Consider the following 17873-nt stretch of genomic DNA (forward strand, 5'->3'; position numbering starts at 1 on the left):
GAGTTGGTTGAGCCAGGGATCTTCCTGGCCGCCGCCCGGAGATTACGTGGACATGCCGACCCGACAGGAGGAGAGTTCAGGCCCTATCAAATTCCCGGCAAACAGGGAGGATTGGGCAAGTGGACGATCACCGCGTCCGGAGTTCGGTACCCGGATGTAACGAGAGCGGTGACCTGTGCGGGTGGTGTGTCCGGAAAAGGGCCACGGCTCACACCACCCGCCGTAGCGACGTGATTTCGCGTTAATCGTTCAGTAGCACACGGCGATTGGCTGAAAATCGTCGCTCAATGTCCGGCTCACGCCGGCGAGTACGTCCGCTCGACCTTCTGGGTGCCGCTGCGGGTGCGGTACGAGCGGGCCCAGGACGAGGTCGCGCCCGCCTTGGTCTTGTCGGACAGGACGTAGTAGTCCATCTGCGCGCGGTCCGCGGTGATGTCCAGGACGCCGTAGCCGTGGCGGTCGGTGTCGACCCAGTGGACATGCCGGTTGGCGGCGCGGATCAGCGGCGAGGCGACGGCCGAGACGGTGCCCTCGGGGACCTTCACCAGGTCGTCGAGGTTGTCGGAGGTCACCGAGGTGACCACGAACTCCGTGGCGGCCGAGGCCGACAGCGGGTACGTGCCCGCGTCCACCGGCACGTCGTTCGCCCACGCCATGTGGATGTCGCCGGTGAGGAAGACGGTGTTGCGGATGGAGTTGGCCCGCAGATGCGCCAGCAGTTCGCGGCGGTCGTCGGTGTAGCCGTCCCACTGGTCGGTGTTGAGGGCCAGGCCCTCCTTCGGCAGGCCCAGCAGCTCGGCGAGCGGCTTGAGCACGTCCGCGGTGAGCGAGCCGATGGCGAACGGCGCGATCATCACGGAGTTGCCGACCAGCCGCCAGGTGGTGTCCGAGGACTTCAGGCCCGCCTTCAGCCAGTCCAGCTGGGCCCGGCCGGTGAGGGTGCGGTCGGGGTCGTCGACCTGGCCGTTGCCCAGCTTGACCTGCTGGTCGCGGAAGGAGCGCAGGTCCAGCAGCGAGAGGTCGGCGAGCTTGCCGAAGCGCAGCCGGCGGTAGGTGGTGCCGGCGATCGCCGGACGCACCGGCATCCACTCGAAGTAGGCCTGCTTGGCGGCGGCCTGGCGGCTCGCGTAGGCGCCCTCGGTGCCCTCGGTGTGGTTCTCGGCGCCGCCCGACCAGGCGTCGTTGGCGATCTCGTGGTCGTCCCAGATCGCCACGACCGGAGCCTTGGTGTGCAGGGCCTGGAGGTCGGGGTCGGTCTTGTAACGGCCGTGCCGGACGCGGTAGTCCGCCAGGGTGAGGATCTCGTGCGCCGGGGCGTGCGGCCGTACGACCGTGTCGCGGGTGCCGTACTGGCCGTTGCCGTACTCGTAGATGTAGTCCCCGAGATGCAGCCAGGCGTCCAGGTCGCCGCGGTCGGCGAGGTGGCGGTAGGCGGCGAAGTGGCCGGCCTCCCAGTTGGCGCAGGAGACCACGCCGAAGCGGAGGTTCGCCACGGCCGCGTCGGCGGCGGGCGCGGTGCGGGTGCGGGCCACGGGCGAGTCGGTGCCGCCCGCGGAGAAGCGGAAGAAGTAGTCCGTGGCGGGGGCGAGTCCGCGGATGTCCGCCTTGACCGTGTGGTCGGTGGCGGCGGTGGCGGTGGTGGAGCCCCGGCTGACCACGTCGGTCAGCGCCCTGTCGGTGGCGACGACCCAGCTCACCGTGGTGTCGGCGCCGAGCCCGGAGCCGGGCACCGCCTCGGGGGCCGGGGTCACCCGGGTCCAGAGCAGGATGCCGTCGGGCAGCGGGTCGCCGGAGGCGATGCCGTGCAGGAAGGCGGGGGCCGACTCGGTGGCGCGCGCGGGTGGCGCGGCGGTCAGCGGAGCGGCGACAACGGCTCCGGCGGCGGCGGCCTTGACGACCGAACGGCGGCGCGGAGCGGGCAGGTTGCTGCCTAGGGAAGATCTGTTGCGACTGGTCACGGGCGATCAGATTACTGACCGGTAGACCCGTCGGTAAGCCATCGGCACAGCAAGAGCGGGCGAACCCTCAAGAGTTCGCCCGCTCGTCGGCTGTGTGTTTCCCGGCGTCCGCCGTCTGACGTGGTGTTACGTGCCGGCACCCGTGTTCCTGACGCGATGGCGCCCCGCGCTCCGCTCGGCGACGCCCCCGCCCTTCAGGGCCGTCTTACTTGGTGACGCCCGCGTCCTTCAGGGCCGTCTGCCAGTCGGCGACCGTCTCCGGATTCTTGATCGTCTTGTCGTTGATCTTGATCGTGGGCGTGGAGTCGACACCCTCGGCGTCGTCGAAGGTCTTGCTCATCCTCATCGCCCAGGCGTCGTAGGTGCCCGCCTCGACGGCGTCCTGGAACTTCTTGTTGTTCTTCAGGGCGTCGACCGTGTCCGCCACCTTGATCAGGTAGCTGTCGTCGGCGAGGTCGTCGACGGACTCCTCGGGGTGGTACTTGGCCGAGTACAGCGCGGCCTTGTAGTCCAGGAACGCCTCGGGGCTGACGTTCAGCGCGGCGCCGAGCGCGCTGAGGGCGTTCTTGGAGCCCTCGCCGCCGAGGTTGCCGTCGAGGAAGGTGCCGATGGTGAAGGACAGCTTGTAGTCGCCGTCCGCCATGCCCTTGTTGACCGTCTCGCCGACGGTCTGTTCGAAGCCGGCGCAGGCCGGGCAGCGCGGGTCCTCGTAGAGGCGGACCACGTTGTCGGTCTTGGAGTCGCCGACGACGACCGTGGTGCCGTTCTTGCCGGAGGTGTTGGCCGGGGCGACGACGGTCGCCTTCGCGGCCTCCTCCCACTGGCCGGGCTCATTGGCCCGGACGACCGCGAAGCCGATGCCGCCGGCCGCGGCCAGCACACCCACGATCGCGCCGGCCACCACGAGCTGACGCCGGACCTTGGCCTTCTTCGCCTCGCGCTCGCGCTCCACGCGCAGCCGCTCCCGGGCCACCGTCTTCGCCGCCTGGCTGTTCCGCTTGCTCATGCTGATGATCTCCATGTGGGACGCGCACATGTCGTACGCGGGATACGTGTGGGGGACTGCCTGTGCTCAGATGAGGGCCGGTGCCGACGTCAGACGACGGCGCAGGCGGCGGAGCAGGGCGGTCCCCGGCGTCCCAGGGAGTGCGAGAGCAGCAGCTCGCGCACCGGTGCGGTACGGCGGAGCGTGCGGGGCCGGCGGGGGCGGGCCGGGGTGCGCCGTACGGCGACTGCGGCGGCCGCGAGCAGCAGCGGCCGGAAGGTGGTGGCGGTGGCGGCCCGCATCAGCTGGGCCAGGGCGCGTTCGCCGCGCCGCAGCCAGAGGGCGGCGAGCGCGCCGACACCGACATGGGCGCCCAGCAGCAGCCAGGCGGTGGCCGGACCGGCCTGCCCGAGCAGGGCGGCCATCCGTTCGCCGCCGTCGGAGCCGGTCATCCGGGCGAGCGGGCCGCCCACCTGTCCGGCGCACAGCAGGTCCAGGCCGATCGAGCGCAGCGGGCCCGCGACCGGGCCGCCCGCCTGGCCGTAACAGGTGTGCTGGCCGGCGGTGAAGACGGTGTCGGCGGCCAGCTCCAGCGGGATCAGCAGGGCGGCGATCCGCCCGAAGCCGCGCTCGGCGCCCGCCAGCGCGTAGGCCGCGGCGAACACGGCGGCGGTGACCACCGCGACCGTGCCCACCGGAAGCGGAACCCCGGACAGCAGCACGTGCGACGCGGTGCTGAGCGTCACGACCACCGTCGTGAACAGCGCCGCGCGCACGGCTCTGAGCTGAGTCCCTGATATGTCCATCGCCTACGAAGTGTGGCATGCGCCCGGATAAGGGACCCTTAAAGGTTGCCTGTGAGATTCAGCGGGGGCGCCCCTGGGCGGCCGCCGAACGGCCCGGCGGCCGCGTCACAGCCCCGGGATCCGGCCGTTGCGGAACAGGTCGACGAAGATCTGGTGGTCGGCCCGCGCGCGTGCGCCGTAGCTGTGCGCGAAGTCCACCAGCAGCGGCGCGAAGCCCTCCTCGTCGGCCGCGATCGCCGCGTCGATGGCCCGCTCGGTGGAGAACGGCACCAGCGACTCGCCGGAGGTGTCGTCGGCCGCGGAGTGCATCGAGGCGGTCGCCCGGCCCAGATCGGCCACGACGGCCGCGATCTCCTCCGGGTCGTCGATGTCGCCCCAGTCCAGGTCCACGGCGTACGGCGAGACCTCGGCGACCAGCTGGCCCGCGCCGTCCAGCTCGGTCCAGCCCAGCCACGGGTCGGCATGGGCCTGCAGGGCGCGCTGGGAGATCACCGTGCGGTGGCCCTCGTGACGGAAGTACTCACGGATCGCCGGGTCGGTGATGTGCCGGGAGACCGCCGGGGTCTGGGCCTGCTTGACGTAGATCACCACGTCGTTCTCCAGGGCGTCGCTGTGGCCCTCCAGCAGGATGTTGTACGACGGCAGACCGGCCGAGCCGATGCCGATGCCGCGGCGGCCGACGACATCCTTGACCCGGTAGGAGTCCGGGCGGGCCAGCGAGGTCTCCGGGAGGGTCTCCAGATAGCCGTCGAAGGCCGCCAGCACCTTGTAGCGGGTGGCCGCGTCCAGCTCGATGGAGCCGCCGCCGGGCGCGAAACGGCGCTCGAAGTCGCGGATCTCCGTCATCGAGTCCAGCAGCGAGAAGCGGGTCAGCGAGCGGGCGTCGCGCAGGGCGCCGAGCAGCGGGCCGGTGGCCGTGTCCAGGGTGAACGGCGGCACGTCCTCGGTCTTGGCGCCGGCCGCCAGCGCGTGGACCCGCTCGCGGTACGCGCCCGCGTAGACCCCCACCAGCTCGGTGATCTGCTCGTCGCTCAGCGCCTTGGCGTAGCCGACCAGCGCTATGGAGGCCGCGAAGCGCTTCAGGTCCCAGGTGAAAGGACCGACGTAGGCCTCGTCGAAGTCGTTGACGTTGAAGATCAGACGGCCCGTGGAGTCCATGTACGTGCCGAAGTTCTCGGCGTGCAGGTCGCCGTGGATCCACACGCGCGAGGTGCGGTCGTCCACGTACGGGGCGCCGTCCGTGCCCGGGCCGTCCCCGGTGCTCAGATCGTGGTAGAAGAGGCAGGCCGTCCCCCGGTAGAACGCGAACGCCGATGCCGCCATCTTGCGGAACTTCACCCGGAACGCGGCCGGGTCGGCGGCCAGCAGTTCGCCGAAGGCGGTGTCGAAGACGGCGAGGATCTCCTCGCCCCTCTGCTCCGCGTCGAGCTGGGGAACCGACATCGCTGGATGCCTCCTGGTACAGGTTGTGCGGGACGTTTGGGGCAGGTGCGACGAACGTCCCGCAGGACGCCCCCGCCCTCTTCCAACGCATGAAGGTACGCGTGAGTGCCCGACCGTCGCCCGACCGCCACCCCGTATCGAGGCGCTTCGCGCCACGTTGATTATCTCCGGTGTCAGTGGTCGGGCATAGACTTCGACGCTGTCCCCCCAGACCGTCCGCATCCCGTCGTCGAGTGTTTTCCTTGGAGGCCGCGCCGTGTCAAAGCCGCCGTTCACGCACCTGCACGTCCACACTCAGTACTCACTGCTGGACGGTGCCGCGCGGCTGAAGGACATGTTCAACGCCTGCAACGAGATGGGCATGACGCACATCGCCATGTCCGACCACGGCAACCTCCACGGGGCGTACGACTTCTTCCACACCGCCAAGAAGTCCGGGATCACCCCGATCATCGGCATCGAGGCGTACGTGGCCCCCGAGTCCCGCCGCAACAAGCGCAAGATCCAGTGGGGCCAGCCGCACCAGAAGCGGGACGACGTCTCCGGCTCCGGCGGCTACACCCACAAGACGATCTGGTCGGCGAACGCCACCGGACTGCACAACCTCTTCCGGCTCTCCTCCGACGCCTACGCCGAGGGCTGGCTGCAGAAGTGGCCCCGGATGGACAAGGAGACCATCGCCAAGTGGTCCGAGGGGCTCATCGCCTCCACCGGCTGCCCCTCCGGCGAGCTCCAGACCCGGCTGCGCCTCGGCCAGTACGACGAGGCCCTGAAGTCGGCCGCCGAGTACCAGGACATCTTCGGCAAGGACCGCTACTTCCTGGAGCTGATGGACCACGGCATCGAGATCGAGCGCCGGGTCCGTGACGGCCTGCTGGAGATCGGCAAGAAGCTCGGCATCCCGCCGCTGGTCACCAACGACTCGCACTACACCTACGCCAGCGAGGCGGGCGCCCACGACGCGCTGCTGTGCATCCAGACCGGCAAGAACCTCTCGGACCCGGACCGCTTCAAGTTCGACGGCTCGGGCTACTACCTCAAGTCGACGGACGATATGTACGCCGTCGACTCCTCGGACGCCTGGCAGGAGGGCTGCCGCAACACCCTCCTGGTCGCCGAGCAGATCGACACCACCGGCATGTTCGAGAAGCGCGACCTCATGCCGAAGTTCGACATCCCCGAGGGCTACACCGAGGTCAGCTGGTTCCGCGAGGAGACCATGCGCGGCATGGAGCGCCGCTTCCCGGGCGGCATCCCGGACGACCGCATCAAGCAGGTCGAGTACGAGATGGACACCATCATCTCGATGGGCTTCCCGGGCTACTTCCTCGTGGTCGCCGACTTCATCATGTGGGCCAAGAAGCAGGGCATCGCGGTCGGCCCCGGCCGAGGCTCCGCGGCCGGCTCGATCGTCGCCTACGCCCTCGGCATCACCGACCTCGACCCCATCCCGCACGGCCTGATCTTCGAGCGCTTCCTCAACCCCGAGCGCATCTCGATGCCCGATGTCGACATCGACTTCGACGAGCGTCGGCGCGTCGAGGTGATCAGGTACGTGACCGAGAAATACGGCGCCGACAAGGTCGCCATGATCGGCACCTACGGCACGATCAAGGCCAAGAACGCCATCAAGGACTCCGCGCGCGTGCTGGGCTACCCGTACGCGATGGGCGACCGCCTCACCAAGGCCATGCCGCCGGACGTCCTCGGCAAGGGCATCCCGCTCTCCGGCATCACCGACCCGCAGCACCCCCGGTACTCCGAGGCCGGCGAGATCCGGGCGATGTACGAGAACGAGCCGGACGTCAAGAAGGTCATCGACACCGCGCGCGGCGTGGAGGGCCTGGTCCGGCAGATGGGTGTGCACGCGGCCGGCGTGATCATGTCCAGCGAGCCGATCGTCGACCACGCCCCGATCTGGGTGCGGCACACCGACGGCGTGACCATCACGCAGTGGGACTACCCGCAGTGCGAGTCGCTCGGCCTGCTGAAGATGGACTTCCTCGGCCTGCGGAACCTGACCATCATGGACGACGCCGTCAAGATGGTGAAGGCCAACAAGGGCGTCGACCTGGACCTCCTGGCCCTGCCCCTGGACGACCCGACGACCTTCGAACTGCTCCAGCGCGGCGACACCCTCGGCGTCTTCCAGTTCGACGGCGGACCCATGCGGTCCCTGCTGCGGCTGATGAAGCCCGACAACTTCGAGGACATCTCCGCCGTGTCGGCCCTGTACCGGCCGGGCCCGATGGGCATGAACTCGCACACGAACTACGCGCTGCGCAAGAACAAGCAGCAGGAGATCACGCCGATCCACAAGGAGCTGGAGAAGCCCCTCGAAGAGGTCCTGGCGGTCACCTACGGCCTGATCGTCTACCAGGAGCAGGTGCAGAAGGCCGCCCAGATCATCGCGGGCTACTCGCTCGGCGAGGCCGACATCCTCCGCCGCGTGATGGGCAAGAAGAAGCCCGAGGAACTGGAGAAGAACTTCGTCATCTTCCAGGCCGGCGCCCGCAAGAACGGCTACAGCGACGAGGCCATCCAGGCCCTGTGGGACGTGCTGGTCCCGTTCGCCGGCTACGCCTTCAACAAGGCGCACTCCGCCGCGTACGGCCTGGTCTCCTACTGGACCGCCTACCTCAAGGCGAACTACCCGGCCGAGTACATGGCGGGGCTGCTGACCTCGGTCAAGGACGACAAGGACAAGTCGGCCGTCTACCTCAACGAGTGCCGCCGCATGGGCATCCGGGTGCTCCCGCCGAACGTCAACGAGTCCGAGTCCAACTTCGCCGCCCAGGGCGACGACGTGATCCTCTTCGGCCTGTCCGCCGTGCGCAACGTCGGCACCAACGTCGTGGAGTCGATCATCAAGTGCCGCAAGGCCAAGGGGAAGTACGCCTCCTTCCCCGACTACCTCGACAAGGTCGACGCGGTCGTCTGCAACAAGCGCACCACGGAGTCGCTGATCAAGGCCGGTGCCTTCGACACCATGGGCCACACCCGCAAGGGACTGACGGCCCAGTACGAGCCGATGATCGACAACGTGGTCGCGGTCAAGCGCAAGGAGGCCGAGGGCCAGTTCGACCTCTTCGGCGGCATGGGCGAGGAGAGCACCAGCGAGCCGGGCTTCGGGCTCGACGTGGAGTTCTCGCCCGACGAGTGGGACAAGACCTACCTGCTCGCCCAGGAGCGGGAGATGCTCGGCCTCTACGTCTCCGACCACCCGCTGTTCGGACTGGAGCACGTGCTGTCCGACAAGGCCGACGCGGGCATCGCCCAGCTCACCGGCGGTGAGCACGCGGACGGCGCGGTCGTCACCATCGGCGGCATCATCTCCGGCCTCCAGCGCAAGATGACCAAGCAGGGCAACGCCTGGGCCATCGCCACCGTCGAGGACCTCGCCGGTTCCATCGAGTGCATGTTCTTCCCGGCGACCTACCAGCTGGTGTCGACCCAACTCGTCGAGGACGCCGTGGTGTTCGTCAAGGGCCGCCTCGACAAGCGCGAGGACGTGCCGCGGCTGGTGGCCATGGAGCTGATGGTCCCCGACCTGTCGACGGCGGGCACCAACGCACCGGTGATCCTCACCATCCCGGCCATGAAGGTCACGCCGCCGATGGTCAGCCGCCTCGGCGAGATCCTCAGCCACCACAAGGGCGACAGCGAGGTCCGGATCAGGCTCCAGGGACCGACCAGGACGACCGTGCTGCGTCTGGACCGGCACCGGGTCAAGCCCGACCCGGCCCTGTTCGGCGACCTTAAGGTGCTGCTCGGCCCGTCCTGTCTGGCCGGCTGAGCGGACGGAGGACGGGGCGAGGGGCGCACCCTGTTGCGGGGTGCGCCCCTCGTTGTGTGCCTGGGTCTCAACAACCTTTGTGAAGGTGTCAGTTGTGACCGAAGCGCTTCTGCCGGCCCTTGCGGGCGATGTCGGCCGGAGTCACCTGCTCCATGCGGTGGGCCGCCTCCGACTGCATCGCCGCCTGCTGGGCCTGCTGCTGGCCGCGCTCAGCCGTCGAGGACTGCTGCTGGCGACTTCGGTCCTGCTTCTTGTTCTTGGCCATGGTGATCTGCCTCCTGTGGGTGATCTAGGGGCCAGGGCCGCGACCAGATTCACATAGCCTGACAGAGAGCGCATTTCGGATAATTACCGTGTGTGACAGGCGTGGTCGTGGAGTGACGCCCCGAAACGCCACGCCGAAGATCGAGTTCCGGCCGTTAACCCACGCGCCGTCGGGCAGACTCGAAGCGAGCCCGAAGCAAACCTCCCAGGAAGAGGGTGAGTCGTGTGGACCGCTGCATCGTCCTGGTGGACGCCGGGTATCTGCTGGGGGCCGCCGCCAGTCTCCTCGCCGGGGAACCCTCCAGGTCCCGCATCACCGTCGACCACGCCGCCCTGATCCAGGGCCTGCGCGAGCGCGCCGAGTCCGAGACCGAGCGCCCTCTGCTGCGCATCTACTGGTTCGACGGCGCTCCCGACCGCGTTCCCCAGCCCGAGCACCGCAGGCTGCGGGTGATGCCCCGCGTCACCGTCCGGCTGGGCGCGCTGACCCGCAGCGACGGACGCTGGGCCCAGAAGGGTGTCGACGCGGCCATGCACGCCGAGCTGACCGAGCTGGCCCGCAATCGCGCCTGCTCCGACATCGTCCTGGTCACCGGCGACGGCGATCTGCTGCCCGGCATGATGGCCGCCAAGGAGCACGGGGTCGCCGTCCACCTCTGGGCCGTCCAGGCGGCCGACGGCGACTACAACCAGTCGGAGGACCTGGTCGCCGAGGCCGACGAGCGGCGCGTGCTGGACCGGATCTGGATCACCAAGGCAGTCCGGGCCAAGGAGCTGACCGGGACCTGCGCGCCGCCGCCCGCGCCCCGGCCGGAGATCGCCGCGATCCTGTCCGCCCCGCTGCCCGACGCGAGTCTGGCCGGCACCGAGCGGCCCACCGACGAGCCCGCGCAGCACCCCGCCGGCGGTGCCCGGCCGGCCTCGGAGGAGCGGGTGCCCGCGCCCAAGGGCGTGCCCACGCCCAAGGACCTCGCCGCCCTGCGCGGGCCCGGCACGCACGCGGTCCAGCATCCGGCGAGCGCGACCCTGCGCTGGTCGTCCGACAAGGGCTGGGTGGACCGGCCCGGCGTCACCAGTGAGCCGCCGGAGGTCGCCTCCATGCCGACACTGGCGCAGCTCACGACGGCCGAGCAGCGATGGGCCGACCGCGAGGAGGACATCACGACCGTCGGCGGCGACCCGTACGAGGTCGGGCAGGTGTTCGCGCGCCGGTGGATTGCGCGGCTGGGGGACCAGGGGCATCTCCAGCGGCTGTCGGGGATGTACCCGCGCATCCCGCACCGGATCGACGGGGAGCTGCTGCGGTACGCGGCCCGCTTCGGGCTGCTGGCGCACAAGGACGACCAGATCGACGAGCACGACCGGTACGCGATCCGGGCGGGCTTCTGGCGCGAGTTCGACGTGCCCTCGGCCGCGGAGCACGCCCCCGCCGGGGAGTGAGCCGGAGAGGGCGTACGGGCGGTAGCCGAGACGGGCGTACGGGCGGCGGACGGGAAGGGCGTACTGGCGGTAGCCGGGAAAAGGGCCTACGGGCGGTTTTGCTGTTATGGGCCGACCCGGGAGCGTGTGCGCCCTCCCGACCCCGTAGGCTCGTCCCTTGTGAGTACGCGCGCGGGACACACCCCTGGACACCCCGGCGATGTGGTGTGCTCGGTGCGCGGGCTGACCAAGACCTATCCGGCGATGCGGGGCCGGCGCGGGGTGCCCGCGGTGCCCGAGGTGCGGGCCACCGACGACGTGGAGCTCGACATCCGGCGCGGGGAGATCTTCGGCCTGCTCGGGCCGAACGGAGCCGGGAAGACCACCCTCGTACGCCAGCTCACCGGGCTGATGCGGCCCGACGGCGGGAGCGTGCGCATCCTCGGGCACGACATCGTGCGGCACCCGGAGCGGGCCGCGCGCATCCTCGCCTACCTGGGGCAGGAGTCGACCGCCCTGGACGAGCTGACCGTGTCCCTGGCCGCCGAGACGACCGGGCGGCTGCGCGGGCTGGAGGCCCGGCGGGCGCGCGCCGAGCGGGACGCCGTGCTGGAGGAGCTCGGGCTGACCACGCTCGCGTCGCGGCCCCTGAAGAAGCTGTCCGGCGGGCAGCGTCGGCTGGCCTGCCTCGCCGCCGCGCTGGTCGGCGAACGGCCGCTGCTGGTGCTGGACGAGCCCACCACGGCGATGGACCCGGTGGCCCGACGGGCCGTGTGGTCCGCCGTCGACCGCCGGCGCGCCGAGCGCGGTACGACGGTGCTGCTGGTCACCCACAACGTGATCGAGGCCGAGACGGTACTGGACCGGGTCGCCGTGCTCGACCGGGGCCGGGTGATCGCCTGTGACACGCCCGCCGGGCTGAAGGAGCGGGTGGCCGGCGAGGTCCGGGTCGAGCTGGTGTGGCGGGACCGGGCCCCGCTGGAGGTGCCCGAGGTCGCCGCGCTGCGCGAGGGCGCCGAGGAGTCCGGCCGCCGCTGGACCCTGCGGCTGGCCCCGGAGGAGGCCCGCGCGGTCGTGGCCACGGTCACCGGCGGCGCCGCGTTCGCCGCGCTGGACGACTTCACCCTCGCCACGCCCAGCCTGGAGGACGTCTACCTGGCCCTGGGCGGGGCCGCGCGGCAGGGGCTGGTGAAGGCGTGAACGGCGGGGCCGCGCTCGCCGTACGGGAGAATGCACGCGTTGGGGCGAGATCCGCAGTGAACCCCAGGAAGGGGAGCAGCGCGAGGTGAGTGTCGTACCCGCAGAGGTGCTGCCGGGCGGTGTCCTGGAGGCGGACGAGCGGGCCGCGGGGCCGGCCGAGCTCGGGCCGCGCGCGCGGCTGTGGCCGTCGCTGGCGGCCGTGTACCGGGCACAGCTGTCCCGGGCACGGGTGGCGCGCATCCCGCTGCTGTTCGTGGCGACCTTCCAGTCGGTCGGCATCCTGATCATGATGCGCGGGGTGGTCGACGGCGGCAGCCAGGCCGAGCACGTGGTGGCCGGTGCCGCGGTGCTCGTCGTGGCCTTCGTCGCGCTGAACCTGCTGGCCCAGTACTTCGGGCAGCTGCGGTCGAGCGGCGGGCTGGACCACTACGCGACCCTGCCCGTGCCGCCGGCCGCGGTCGTGCTGGGCGCGGCGGGCGCCTACGCCTCCTTCACGGTGCCGGGGACCTTCGTCACGGCCGCCTTCGGCTGTGTGCTGTTCGGGCTGCCGCTGACCAATCTGTGGATCCTGCTCGCGGTCGTGCCGCTCGCCGGGGCCGCCCTGTCCGGGCTGGGCGCGGCCCTGGGGCTGCTCGCGCCCCGGCCGGAGCTGGCCACCGTGCTGGGGCAGCTCGGCATGTCCGCCGCGCTGCTGCTGGGCGTGCTGCCGCCGGAGCGGATGCCGCAGTTCGTGCGGCTGGCCCGTGATCTGCTGCCCTCGACCTACGGCGTCGAGGCGTACGCCCGTACCTTCTCGGCGGATCCCGACTGGGCCCTGGTGGCCTGGGATCTCGCGGTGTGCGCGGGGGTCGGGGGGATCTCGCTGGCCGTGGCCACGTGGGCGTACCGCCGGGCTGCCGTCCGGTGACGCACCGGGCGGGCGGGCCTGGCACGATGTCAGGGTGACCGCACCGTTTACTCCGCCTCCGCCGCCGCACGAGCAGTCGGCGCACAGCCAGTCCCACTCGCCCCACGCCGCGTGGCCGCCGTCGGGCGGGGCGGGGCACGAGGGGGCGTACGGGTACGGACAGGACGGTCCCGGGATGAGGACGGAGCTGCGTGAGGCCGCCGTGATCACCGTCGCGGTGGCGCTGACCGGAGTGCTGCTCGGCGCGCTGTGGAACTGGCTCGCGCCGCGCATTCCGCTGATCGGCGAGGTGACCGACGGCAGCTGGGTCGTCTACGTCAAGGAGACCGAGGGCGAGCAGGCCATCGGCACCGACGGAACGTTCGCTCTCCTGGGGCTGGCCTTCGGCGTGGTGACGGCGCTCGTCGTCTTTCTGGTACGCCGCCGGGGCGGAGTCCCCCTCGTCGTCGCCCTCGGCCTCGGCGGGCTGCTCGGCTCCCTGCTGGCCTGGCGTTTCGGCCTGTGGCTCGGCCCCGCCGACGACGTCCTCGCCCATGCGAAGGAGGTCGGGCGGGGGGTCACCTTCTCGGCCCCGCTGAAACTGAACGCGAAGGGCGCGCTCCTGGCCTGGCCGCTCGGAGCCCTCCTGTTCCACCTCGGCCTGACGGCCCTCTTCGGCCCGAGAGACCCCGAACCCCCCACGTACGGCCCGGACCACAAGTAGCCGGTCCGCCGCCCCTCCGCCGCCCTACGGGCCAACGCCCCAAGGGGCGCGGGGAACTGCGCGACAAGCCACCGACGACCCGCACCCCGGATCCGTAGGGGCGCGGGGAACTGCGCGAGAGGCCGCACGCGACCCGCACTCCGGATCCGTAGGGGCGCGGGGAACTGCGCGACAGGCCACCGACGACCCGCACCCTGGATCCGTGGGGGCGCGGGGAACTGCGCGACAGGCCACACGCGACCCGCACCCCGGATCCCGTGGGGGCGCGGGGAACTGCGCGAGAGGCCACCGACGACCCGCACCCCGGCGCGCACACAGAAAGCAGGACGCCGGCGAACACTCACCCGCGCCCGACAGCCGCCAGCACGGCACCCGTCAGCGAAGCCAGGTCCCCGGGAGCCAGCTCCACCTCCAACCCCCTGCGCCCCGCCGAGACACAGATCGTCGCGTGGGCCGAGGCCGAGTCGTCCAGCACCGTAGGAAGCCGCTTCCGCTGCCCCAGCGGAGAGATCCCGCCCCGCACATACCCCGTCGTCCGCTCGGCCAGCGCGGGATCGGCCATCACGGCCTTCTTGCCGCCCACCGCCGAGGCCAGGGCCTTGAGGTCGAGGGAACCGGCCACCGGGACCACGGCCACGGTCAGCGCGCCGTCGACGTCGGCCACCAGCGTCTTGAAGACCCGGTCGGGGGAGACCCCCATCGCCTCGGCGGCCTCCTCGCCGTAGGAGGAATGGGACGGGTCGTGGTCGTAGGCGTGGACCGTGTAGTCCACGCCCGCCGCGGTGAGCGCCACCGTCGCGGGCGTGCCGCCCTGCTGCTTCTTCGCCTTCTTCGCCATGTCCTCAGTTCAGACTCGTACGGCCGCGCGTCAGGTCCTGCGCCGGCAGGGAGGGCAGATTACGGATGATCGCCGTCTCCGCGCGCAGGAGTTTCAGCTCGTCCCGCAGCCGCGACGCCGTGTCCGGGGCCTGGAGCAGCCGCTGCTTCGTGGGCGTGTCCAGAACCATCGCGGCGGCCACCAGATAGGACACCACCGACGGCTCGTCGGGCAGCTCGGCCCCGGTCGCGAGGGAACGTTCGCGGGCCCCGGCCAGCCTCTTCTGGTACTGCCGGAACGCCCGCAGGACACCCTCGGCCAGCGCTCCCGCCTCGTCGCCAGGATCCTCGGGCAGCGGCTCCAGCTCGGCCATGAGGAACGGCCCCGACGCGTCGACCGACACCAGCCGCACCCGGGTCGTCCCGGTGGCCAGCACCTCGAACGAGCCGTCGGGCCGCTCCCGGATCGTCGCCGCGTCGGCGATACAGCCCACCCCGTGGAGGGCCTTGACGGGATCGGGGCCGAAGCCCGCGGCGGGGCCGCGTTCGGGCACCGCGGTCGGATCGGGCAGGCCCGGTTCACTCGGCGCCACCTCGTGGCCGTCGCGGATGGCGACGACGGCGAACCGGCGGGCTTCCTCCTCGGGCGTCTTCAGGAGGGTCTGCATCATGGCGCGATAGCGCTCCTCGAAGATGTTCAGCGGGAGCACGAGCCCCGGGAACAGCACCGAGTTCAGCGGAAAGAGCGGCAGGCGGACGGTGGTCACGGCGCCAAAGCCTAATGGTCGGCGGAGCGTGCGCGTCCTGCGTGCCCGGAGTGCGGATGCCCGGCGCCGCCCAGTTCGACCGCCCGGACCCCCGCGACCAGCCCTGCCCGCACCCGCAGGAACACCCCCAGCGGCTCCTCCCCGGCCCGGTCCCAGGGGAAGGACGTTGCGTACGGGCCGGTCAGCCGCAGCTGGTCCAGGGCGTCCGCGTACCGGTTCAGCCGCACCAGCACAAAGGCCAGCAGATTGCGGATCTGCGCGGGCCACGGGTCGGCCGCCGGGAACCGCGCGGACAGGGCGATGGCCCGGTCGGCGGCCGCGTCCAGCCGGGCGCGCGGCACCTCGGGCCCGCAGCCGTCGGTCAGATACGCGAGGGCGGCCCGCACCGGCAGCGCCTGCACCAGGGAGTCCCGGGGGGCGTCCTGCGCGGCGCGGTCGGCGAAGTCGAAGCACTCGCCGTGCGAGCCGTGGTACGACGCGGCCAGGTAGCGCAGCGCCGCCACATGGCAGCCGTAGTGATGCGGGGCGCGCCGCACCGCCGCCTCCCACAGCTCGCCGAAGTACTTGTGCCCGGCCCGCGAACCGCGCGCGTGGTCCAGCGCCAGCCGCCAGGGCACCGGGTCGCGGTGGTCGCCGTGCGCGGTGGCCGTGATCGCCGGGCTCACCTCGCGCAGCAGCTCCGCACGGGCCGGCGACCCCCACCCCCGGTCCACCGCGAGCTGCGCGCCGACCAGCAGCGCGTCGGGGTCGTGCGGAGCGGCCGTACGCCACTCCTGGAACCACTCGGGGCGCGCGTGCGCGAAGAACGCCAGCCGGACGACGTACCGGTCGCGCAGCTCCCACTCGCCGCGTGCCCGGGTCTCGGCCAGCAGCACGGCGGCCGGGGCGGGGTCGCCGCACCCGGCGCCGACCAGCGCCGGTCCGAGCCGGTCGTCGGGCGCGTCGAGGAGCACCTCGTCGTCGGCCGGCAGTCCGGGGGCGGGGTGCGGGACCCGCGCGGGGATCCGGGACGTCCGGGCGGCGCGGATGAACGGGGGCAGCAGAGCCATGGTGCCGACCATTGAAAGACCGCAGGTCCGGCGCGCGCCAGCCCCTGAGCCCAACCCGTTGAAGGTTGTACGCCCATCAGTCAAGTGCAGGCAAAGACAGTGCTCACCGGTCACCCTGGTCGCAGCAGCCTCGTCGCTCCCGCCGCCACCGTCGTCGCCAGGATCCAGCCGAGCAGCACCAGCGCCGCCCCGAGCCACTGCCAGCCGCCCTGCAACTGCCAGAGTCCGACCTGGCCGAGGTCGATCACCGGCAGCAGCAGGTCGAGGGCGAACAGCGCCGGGTTCCACGGCGGCTCCTCGCCCCCGGTCCCCGCTGCGCCCACGCCCATGCCGCCGCCCCCGACGCCCGTGCCGCCCGCGGGCCGGCCCGCGTATGCGAAGGCCAGCGAGCCCGCCGCCCACAGCACCGCCATCCACAGCGCGGCACGCCCCGGCCGGTAGCCGTAGGCCACGGTCCAGTCCTGGAGGTACCCCCAGAGCTTCGGGCCGAGCGGCAGCGTCTCGCGGCGGCGGCGCTGCTTGGCGAGCAGCACCTCGCGCGCGTCCTCGTCCTCGCCGCCCGCCCGCAGCACGGCCGCCAGCCGCTCGTACGGCTCCGGGCTGTACTCGGCGGTCGCGGCGGCCACCCACGCCAAGCGCTGGGCGGGGGAGAACGGCCCGTGCGGCACCAGGTTCTCGTAGGCGAAACCTCCTATGTGCAGCCGGCCGGGCCCCGGCCAGCTGCTCGCCCGGTCGACCAGGTTGACGATCCGCGCCCCCGACAGCGCCACGCTGCCGAACTGCGGCGTCTCGCCCAGGAACCGCAGCTCGGGCGTCTGCACCCGGCGCAGCGACAGCTCCTGGTCCTCCGCCAGCTCCAGCCGGGCCCGCTCCAGGTCGACGGCGTCCCCGAACCGGCCGTCGTCCAGGCGGGCCCCGCCCACGCACTCGAAGGGCTGGATGCGGGTCCCGCGCGGCGGGGTCACGCCGCCCAGCAGACCGCCGCCGACGGCCGCCGGGGTCATGTACACCGTGCGCCCGACGGTCAGCTGCGGCGCGTTCAGCGCCAGCCGCGCCTCCGGGTTCACCAGCCGCGCCCCGCGCAGACTCAGCGACACGCCGACGCTGGCCCCCCGCAGACTCAGCTCGCCGTACGACTCCAGCAGCTCGGCCTGGAGGTCCTGGCCCACGCTCATGCCGTCCCCGGTGAGGGAACGGCCCCGCCGGTCGGGGTGCACGACGGCCTGGTTGAGCAGCAGGTCGGTGCCGATGTGCGCGTCGGTGAGCCGGACACCGTGGTGGAAGCGGCAGCGCGGCAGATGCAGATCGCCCTCGGTGTGCACCCGGGCCGCCTCCAGCCGGGGCACCACGCAGTTCACCATCCGCACGGTGGTGAAACGGGCCTCCGGCAGCAGCACCTCCCGCTCGAAACGGCAGCCGTGCAGCTCGACGTAGGGCACGACCGTGCCGCCCGCCAGGTCGAAGGTGTCGACGATCCGCACCCCGGTGAGCTTCAGCGCGGACACCCGCCCGGCCAGCGCGGGCGGCCCGTCCAGCAGCAGCCAGCACACGATCCGGGCCCGCACGGTCCGCTCCGCGCCCCAGACACGCCCGCCGTGCGGGTCGTCGATCAGAGGATCGCCGCTGCTCAGGTCGTACACGGTGCCGCTGCGGAACGCCTGCCACATGCCCGCCTCGGCGGCCGTCAGCTCCTGCGGCGGCTCACCGTCCCCCATGGTCACGGCTGGTCACCTCCCTCGCTCGCACCACACGGACGCGTA

The 17873-nt window shown here is 71.7% G+C and carries 14 protein-coding genes; 5 read left to right on the forward strand and 9 right to left on the reverse strand.

Annotated features, from left to right (window positions below; genetic code table 11):
• Positions 1–296: 296 nt before the first annotated feature.
• From ABZZ79_RS23950 to ABZZ79_RS23965, 4 genes are all read right to left on the reverse strand, one after another.
• Positions 297–1958 carry an alkaline phosphatase D family protein gene (locus ABZZ79_RS23950; RefSeq protein WP_356691821.1) on the reverse strand — a complete coding sequence of 554 codons (1662 nt, stop codon included), beginning with the start codon at positions 1956–1958 and terminating at the stop codon, positions 297–299.
• Between the two features lie 205 nt (positions 1959–2163).
• The gene (locus ABZZ79_RS23955) at positions 2164–2964 is read right to left on the reverse strand and encodes a DsbA family protein (protein ID WP_356691823.1); all 801 of its coding nucleotides are present in this window, start codon (positions 2962–2964) and stop codon (positions 2164–2166) included.
• A gap of 89 nt (positions 2965–3053) precedes the next feature.
• Positions 3054–3749 (reverse strand): hypothetical protein, encoded by a 696-nt coding sequence (locus ABZZ79_RS23960; protein WP_356691825.1) that lies wholly within the window; start codon positions 3747–3749, stop codon positions 3054–3056.
• 105 nt (positions 3750–3854) lie between these two features.
• Positions 3855–5192, reverse strand: a complete 1338-nt coding sequence (locus tag ABZZ79_RS23965) for a DUF2252 domain-containing protein (RefSeq protein WP_356691827.1) — start codon at positions 5190–5192, stop codon at positions 3855–3857.
• Between the two features lie 256 nt (positions 5193–5448).
• Here ABZZ79_RS23965 and dnaE point away from each other — a divergent pair, with 256 nt between their 5' ends.
• Positions 5449–8988, forward strand: a complete 3540-nt coding sequence (gene dnaE, locus ABZZ79_RS23970; protein WP_356691829.1) for a DNA polymerase III subunit alpha — start codon at positions 5449–5451, stop codon at positions 8986–8988.
• A gap of 88 nt (positions 8989–9076) precedes the next feature.
• Here the strand turns inward: dnaE and ABZZ79_RS23975 are convergent, their stop codons facing one another.
• Positions 9077–9253, reverse strand: coding sequence for a hypothetical protein (locus ABZZ79_RS23975; protein ID WP_356691831.1), 177 nt, complete (start codon positions 9251–9253; stop codon positions 9077–9079).
• A 224-nt stretch (positions 9254–9477) separates the two neighbouring features.
• Between ABZZ79_RS23975 and ABZZ79_RS23980 the strand changes: the two genes are divergently transcribed.
• The 4 genes from ABZZ79_RS23980 (at position 9478) to ABZZ79_RS23995 (ending at position 13481) form a co-directional block, all read left to right on the forward strand.
• Positions 9478–10692: an NYN domain-containing protein gene (locus ABZZ79_RS23980; protein WP_356691833.1), complete on the forward strand. Its 1215-nt coding sequence runs from the start codon at positions 9478–9480 to the stop codon at positions 10690–10692.
• 204 nt (positions 10693–10896) lie between these two features.
• Positions 10897–11871 (forward strand): ABC transporter ATP-binding protein, encoded by a 975-nt coding sequence (locus ABZZ79_RS23985; protein ID WP_356692059.1) that lies wholly within the window; start codon positions 10897–10899, stop codon positions 11869–11871.
• 85 nt (positions 11872–11956) lie between these two features.
• Complete coding sequence (locus tag ABZZ79_RS23990; protein ID WP_356691836.1) at positions 11957–12778, forward strand: ABC transporter permease; 822 nt, start codon at positions 11957–11959, stop codon at positions 12776–12778.
• Between the two features lie 34 nt (positions 12779–12812).
• Positions 12813–13481 carry an AAA family ATPase gene (locus tag ABZZ79_RS23995; RefSeq protein ID WP_356691838.1) on the forward strand — a complete coding sequence of 223 codons (669 nt, stop codon included), beginning with the start codon at positions 12813–12815 and terminating at the stop codon, positions 13479–13481.
• A 340-nt stretch (positions 13482–13821) separates the two neighbouring features.
• On the opposite strand, the gene ybaK is transcribed toward ABZZ79_RS23995, so the two are convergent.
• From ybaK to ABZZ79_RS24015, 4 genes are all read right to left on the reverse strand, one after another.
• Positions 13822–14319: a Cys-tRNA(Pro) deacylase gene (gene ybaK / locus ABZZ79_RS24000; RefSeq protein ID WP_356691840.1), complete on the reverse strand. Its 498-nt coding sequence runs from the start codon at positions 14317–14319 to the stop codon at positions 13822–13824.
• Between the two features lie 4 nt (positions 14320–14323).
• Positions 14324–15064, reverse strand: coding sequence for an LON peptidase substrate-binding domain-containing protein (locus tag ABZZ79_RS24005; protein ID WP_356691842.1), 741 nt, complete (start codon positions 15062–15064; stop codon positions 14324–14326).
• Between the two features lie 11 nt (positions 15065–15075).
• The gene (locus ABZZ79_RS24010) at positions 15076–16125 is read right to left on the reverse strand and encodes a hypothetical protein (protein ID WP_356691844.1); all 1050 of its coding nucleotides are present in this window, start codon (positions 16123–16125) and stop codon (positions 15076–15078) included.
• A 98-nt stretch (positions 16126–16223) separates the two neighbouring features.
• The gene (locus ABZZ79_RS24015; protein WP_356692061.1) at positions 16224–17828 is read right to left on the reverse strand and encodes an oxidoreductase; all 1605 of its coding nucleotides are present in this window, start codon (positions 17826–17828) and stop codon (positions 16224–16226) included.
• Between the last annotated feature and the right edge of the window lie 45 nt (positions 17829–17873).

Origin of the sequence: Streptomyces sp. NPDC006458, assembly GCF_040612135.1 — a bacterium.
Lineage (GTDB): Bacteria > Actinomycetota > Actinomycetes > Streptomycetales > Streptomycetaceae > Streptomyces.

What these genes read in the sequence shown, in the direction of transcription:
- ABZZ79_RS24015 (WP_356692061.1), bottom strand. Translation starts at nt 17,828, where the DNA reads ATGGGGGACGGTGAGCCGCCGCAGGAGCTGACGGCCGCCGAGGCGGGC.
- ABZZ79_RS23955 (WP_356691823.1), bottom strand. Translation starts at nt 2,964, where the DNA reads ATGAGCAAGCGGAACAGCCAGGCGGCGAAGACGGTGGCCCGGGAGCGG.
- ABZZ79_RS24010 (WP_356691844.1), bottom strand. Translation starts at nt 16,125, where the DNA reads ATGGTCGGCACCATGGCTCTGCTGCCCCCGTTCATCCGCGCCGCCCGG.
- ybaK (WP_356691840.1), bottom strand. Translation starts at nt 14,319, where the DNA reads ATGGCGAAGAAGGCGAAGAAGCAGCAGGGCGGCACGCCCGCGACGGTG.
- ABZZ79_RS23965 (WP_356691827.1), bottom strand. Translation starts at nt 5,192, where the DNA reads ATGTCGGTTCCCCAGCTCGACGCGGAGCAGAGGGGCGAGGAGATCCTC.
- ABZZ79_RS23960 (WP_356691825.1), bottom strand. Translation starts at nt 3,749, where the DNA reads ATGGACATATCAGGGACTCAGCTCAGAGCCGTGCGCGCGGCGCTGTTC.
- ABZZ79_RS23975 (WP_356691831.1), bottom strand. Translation starts at nt 9,253, where the DNA reads ATGGCCAAGAACAAGAAGCAGGACCGAAGTCGCCAGCAGCAGTCCTCG.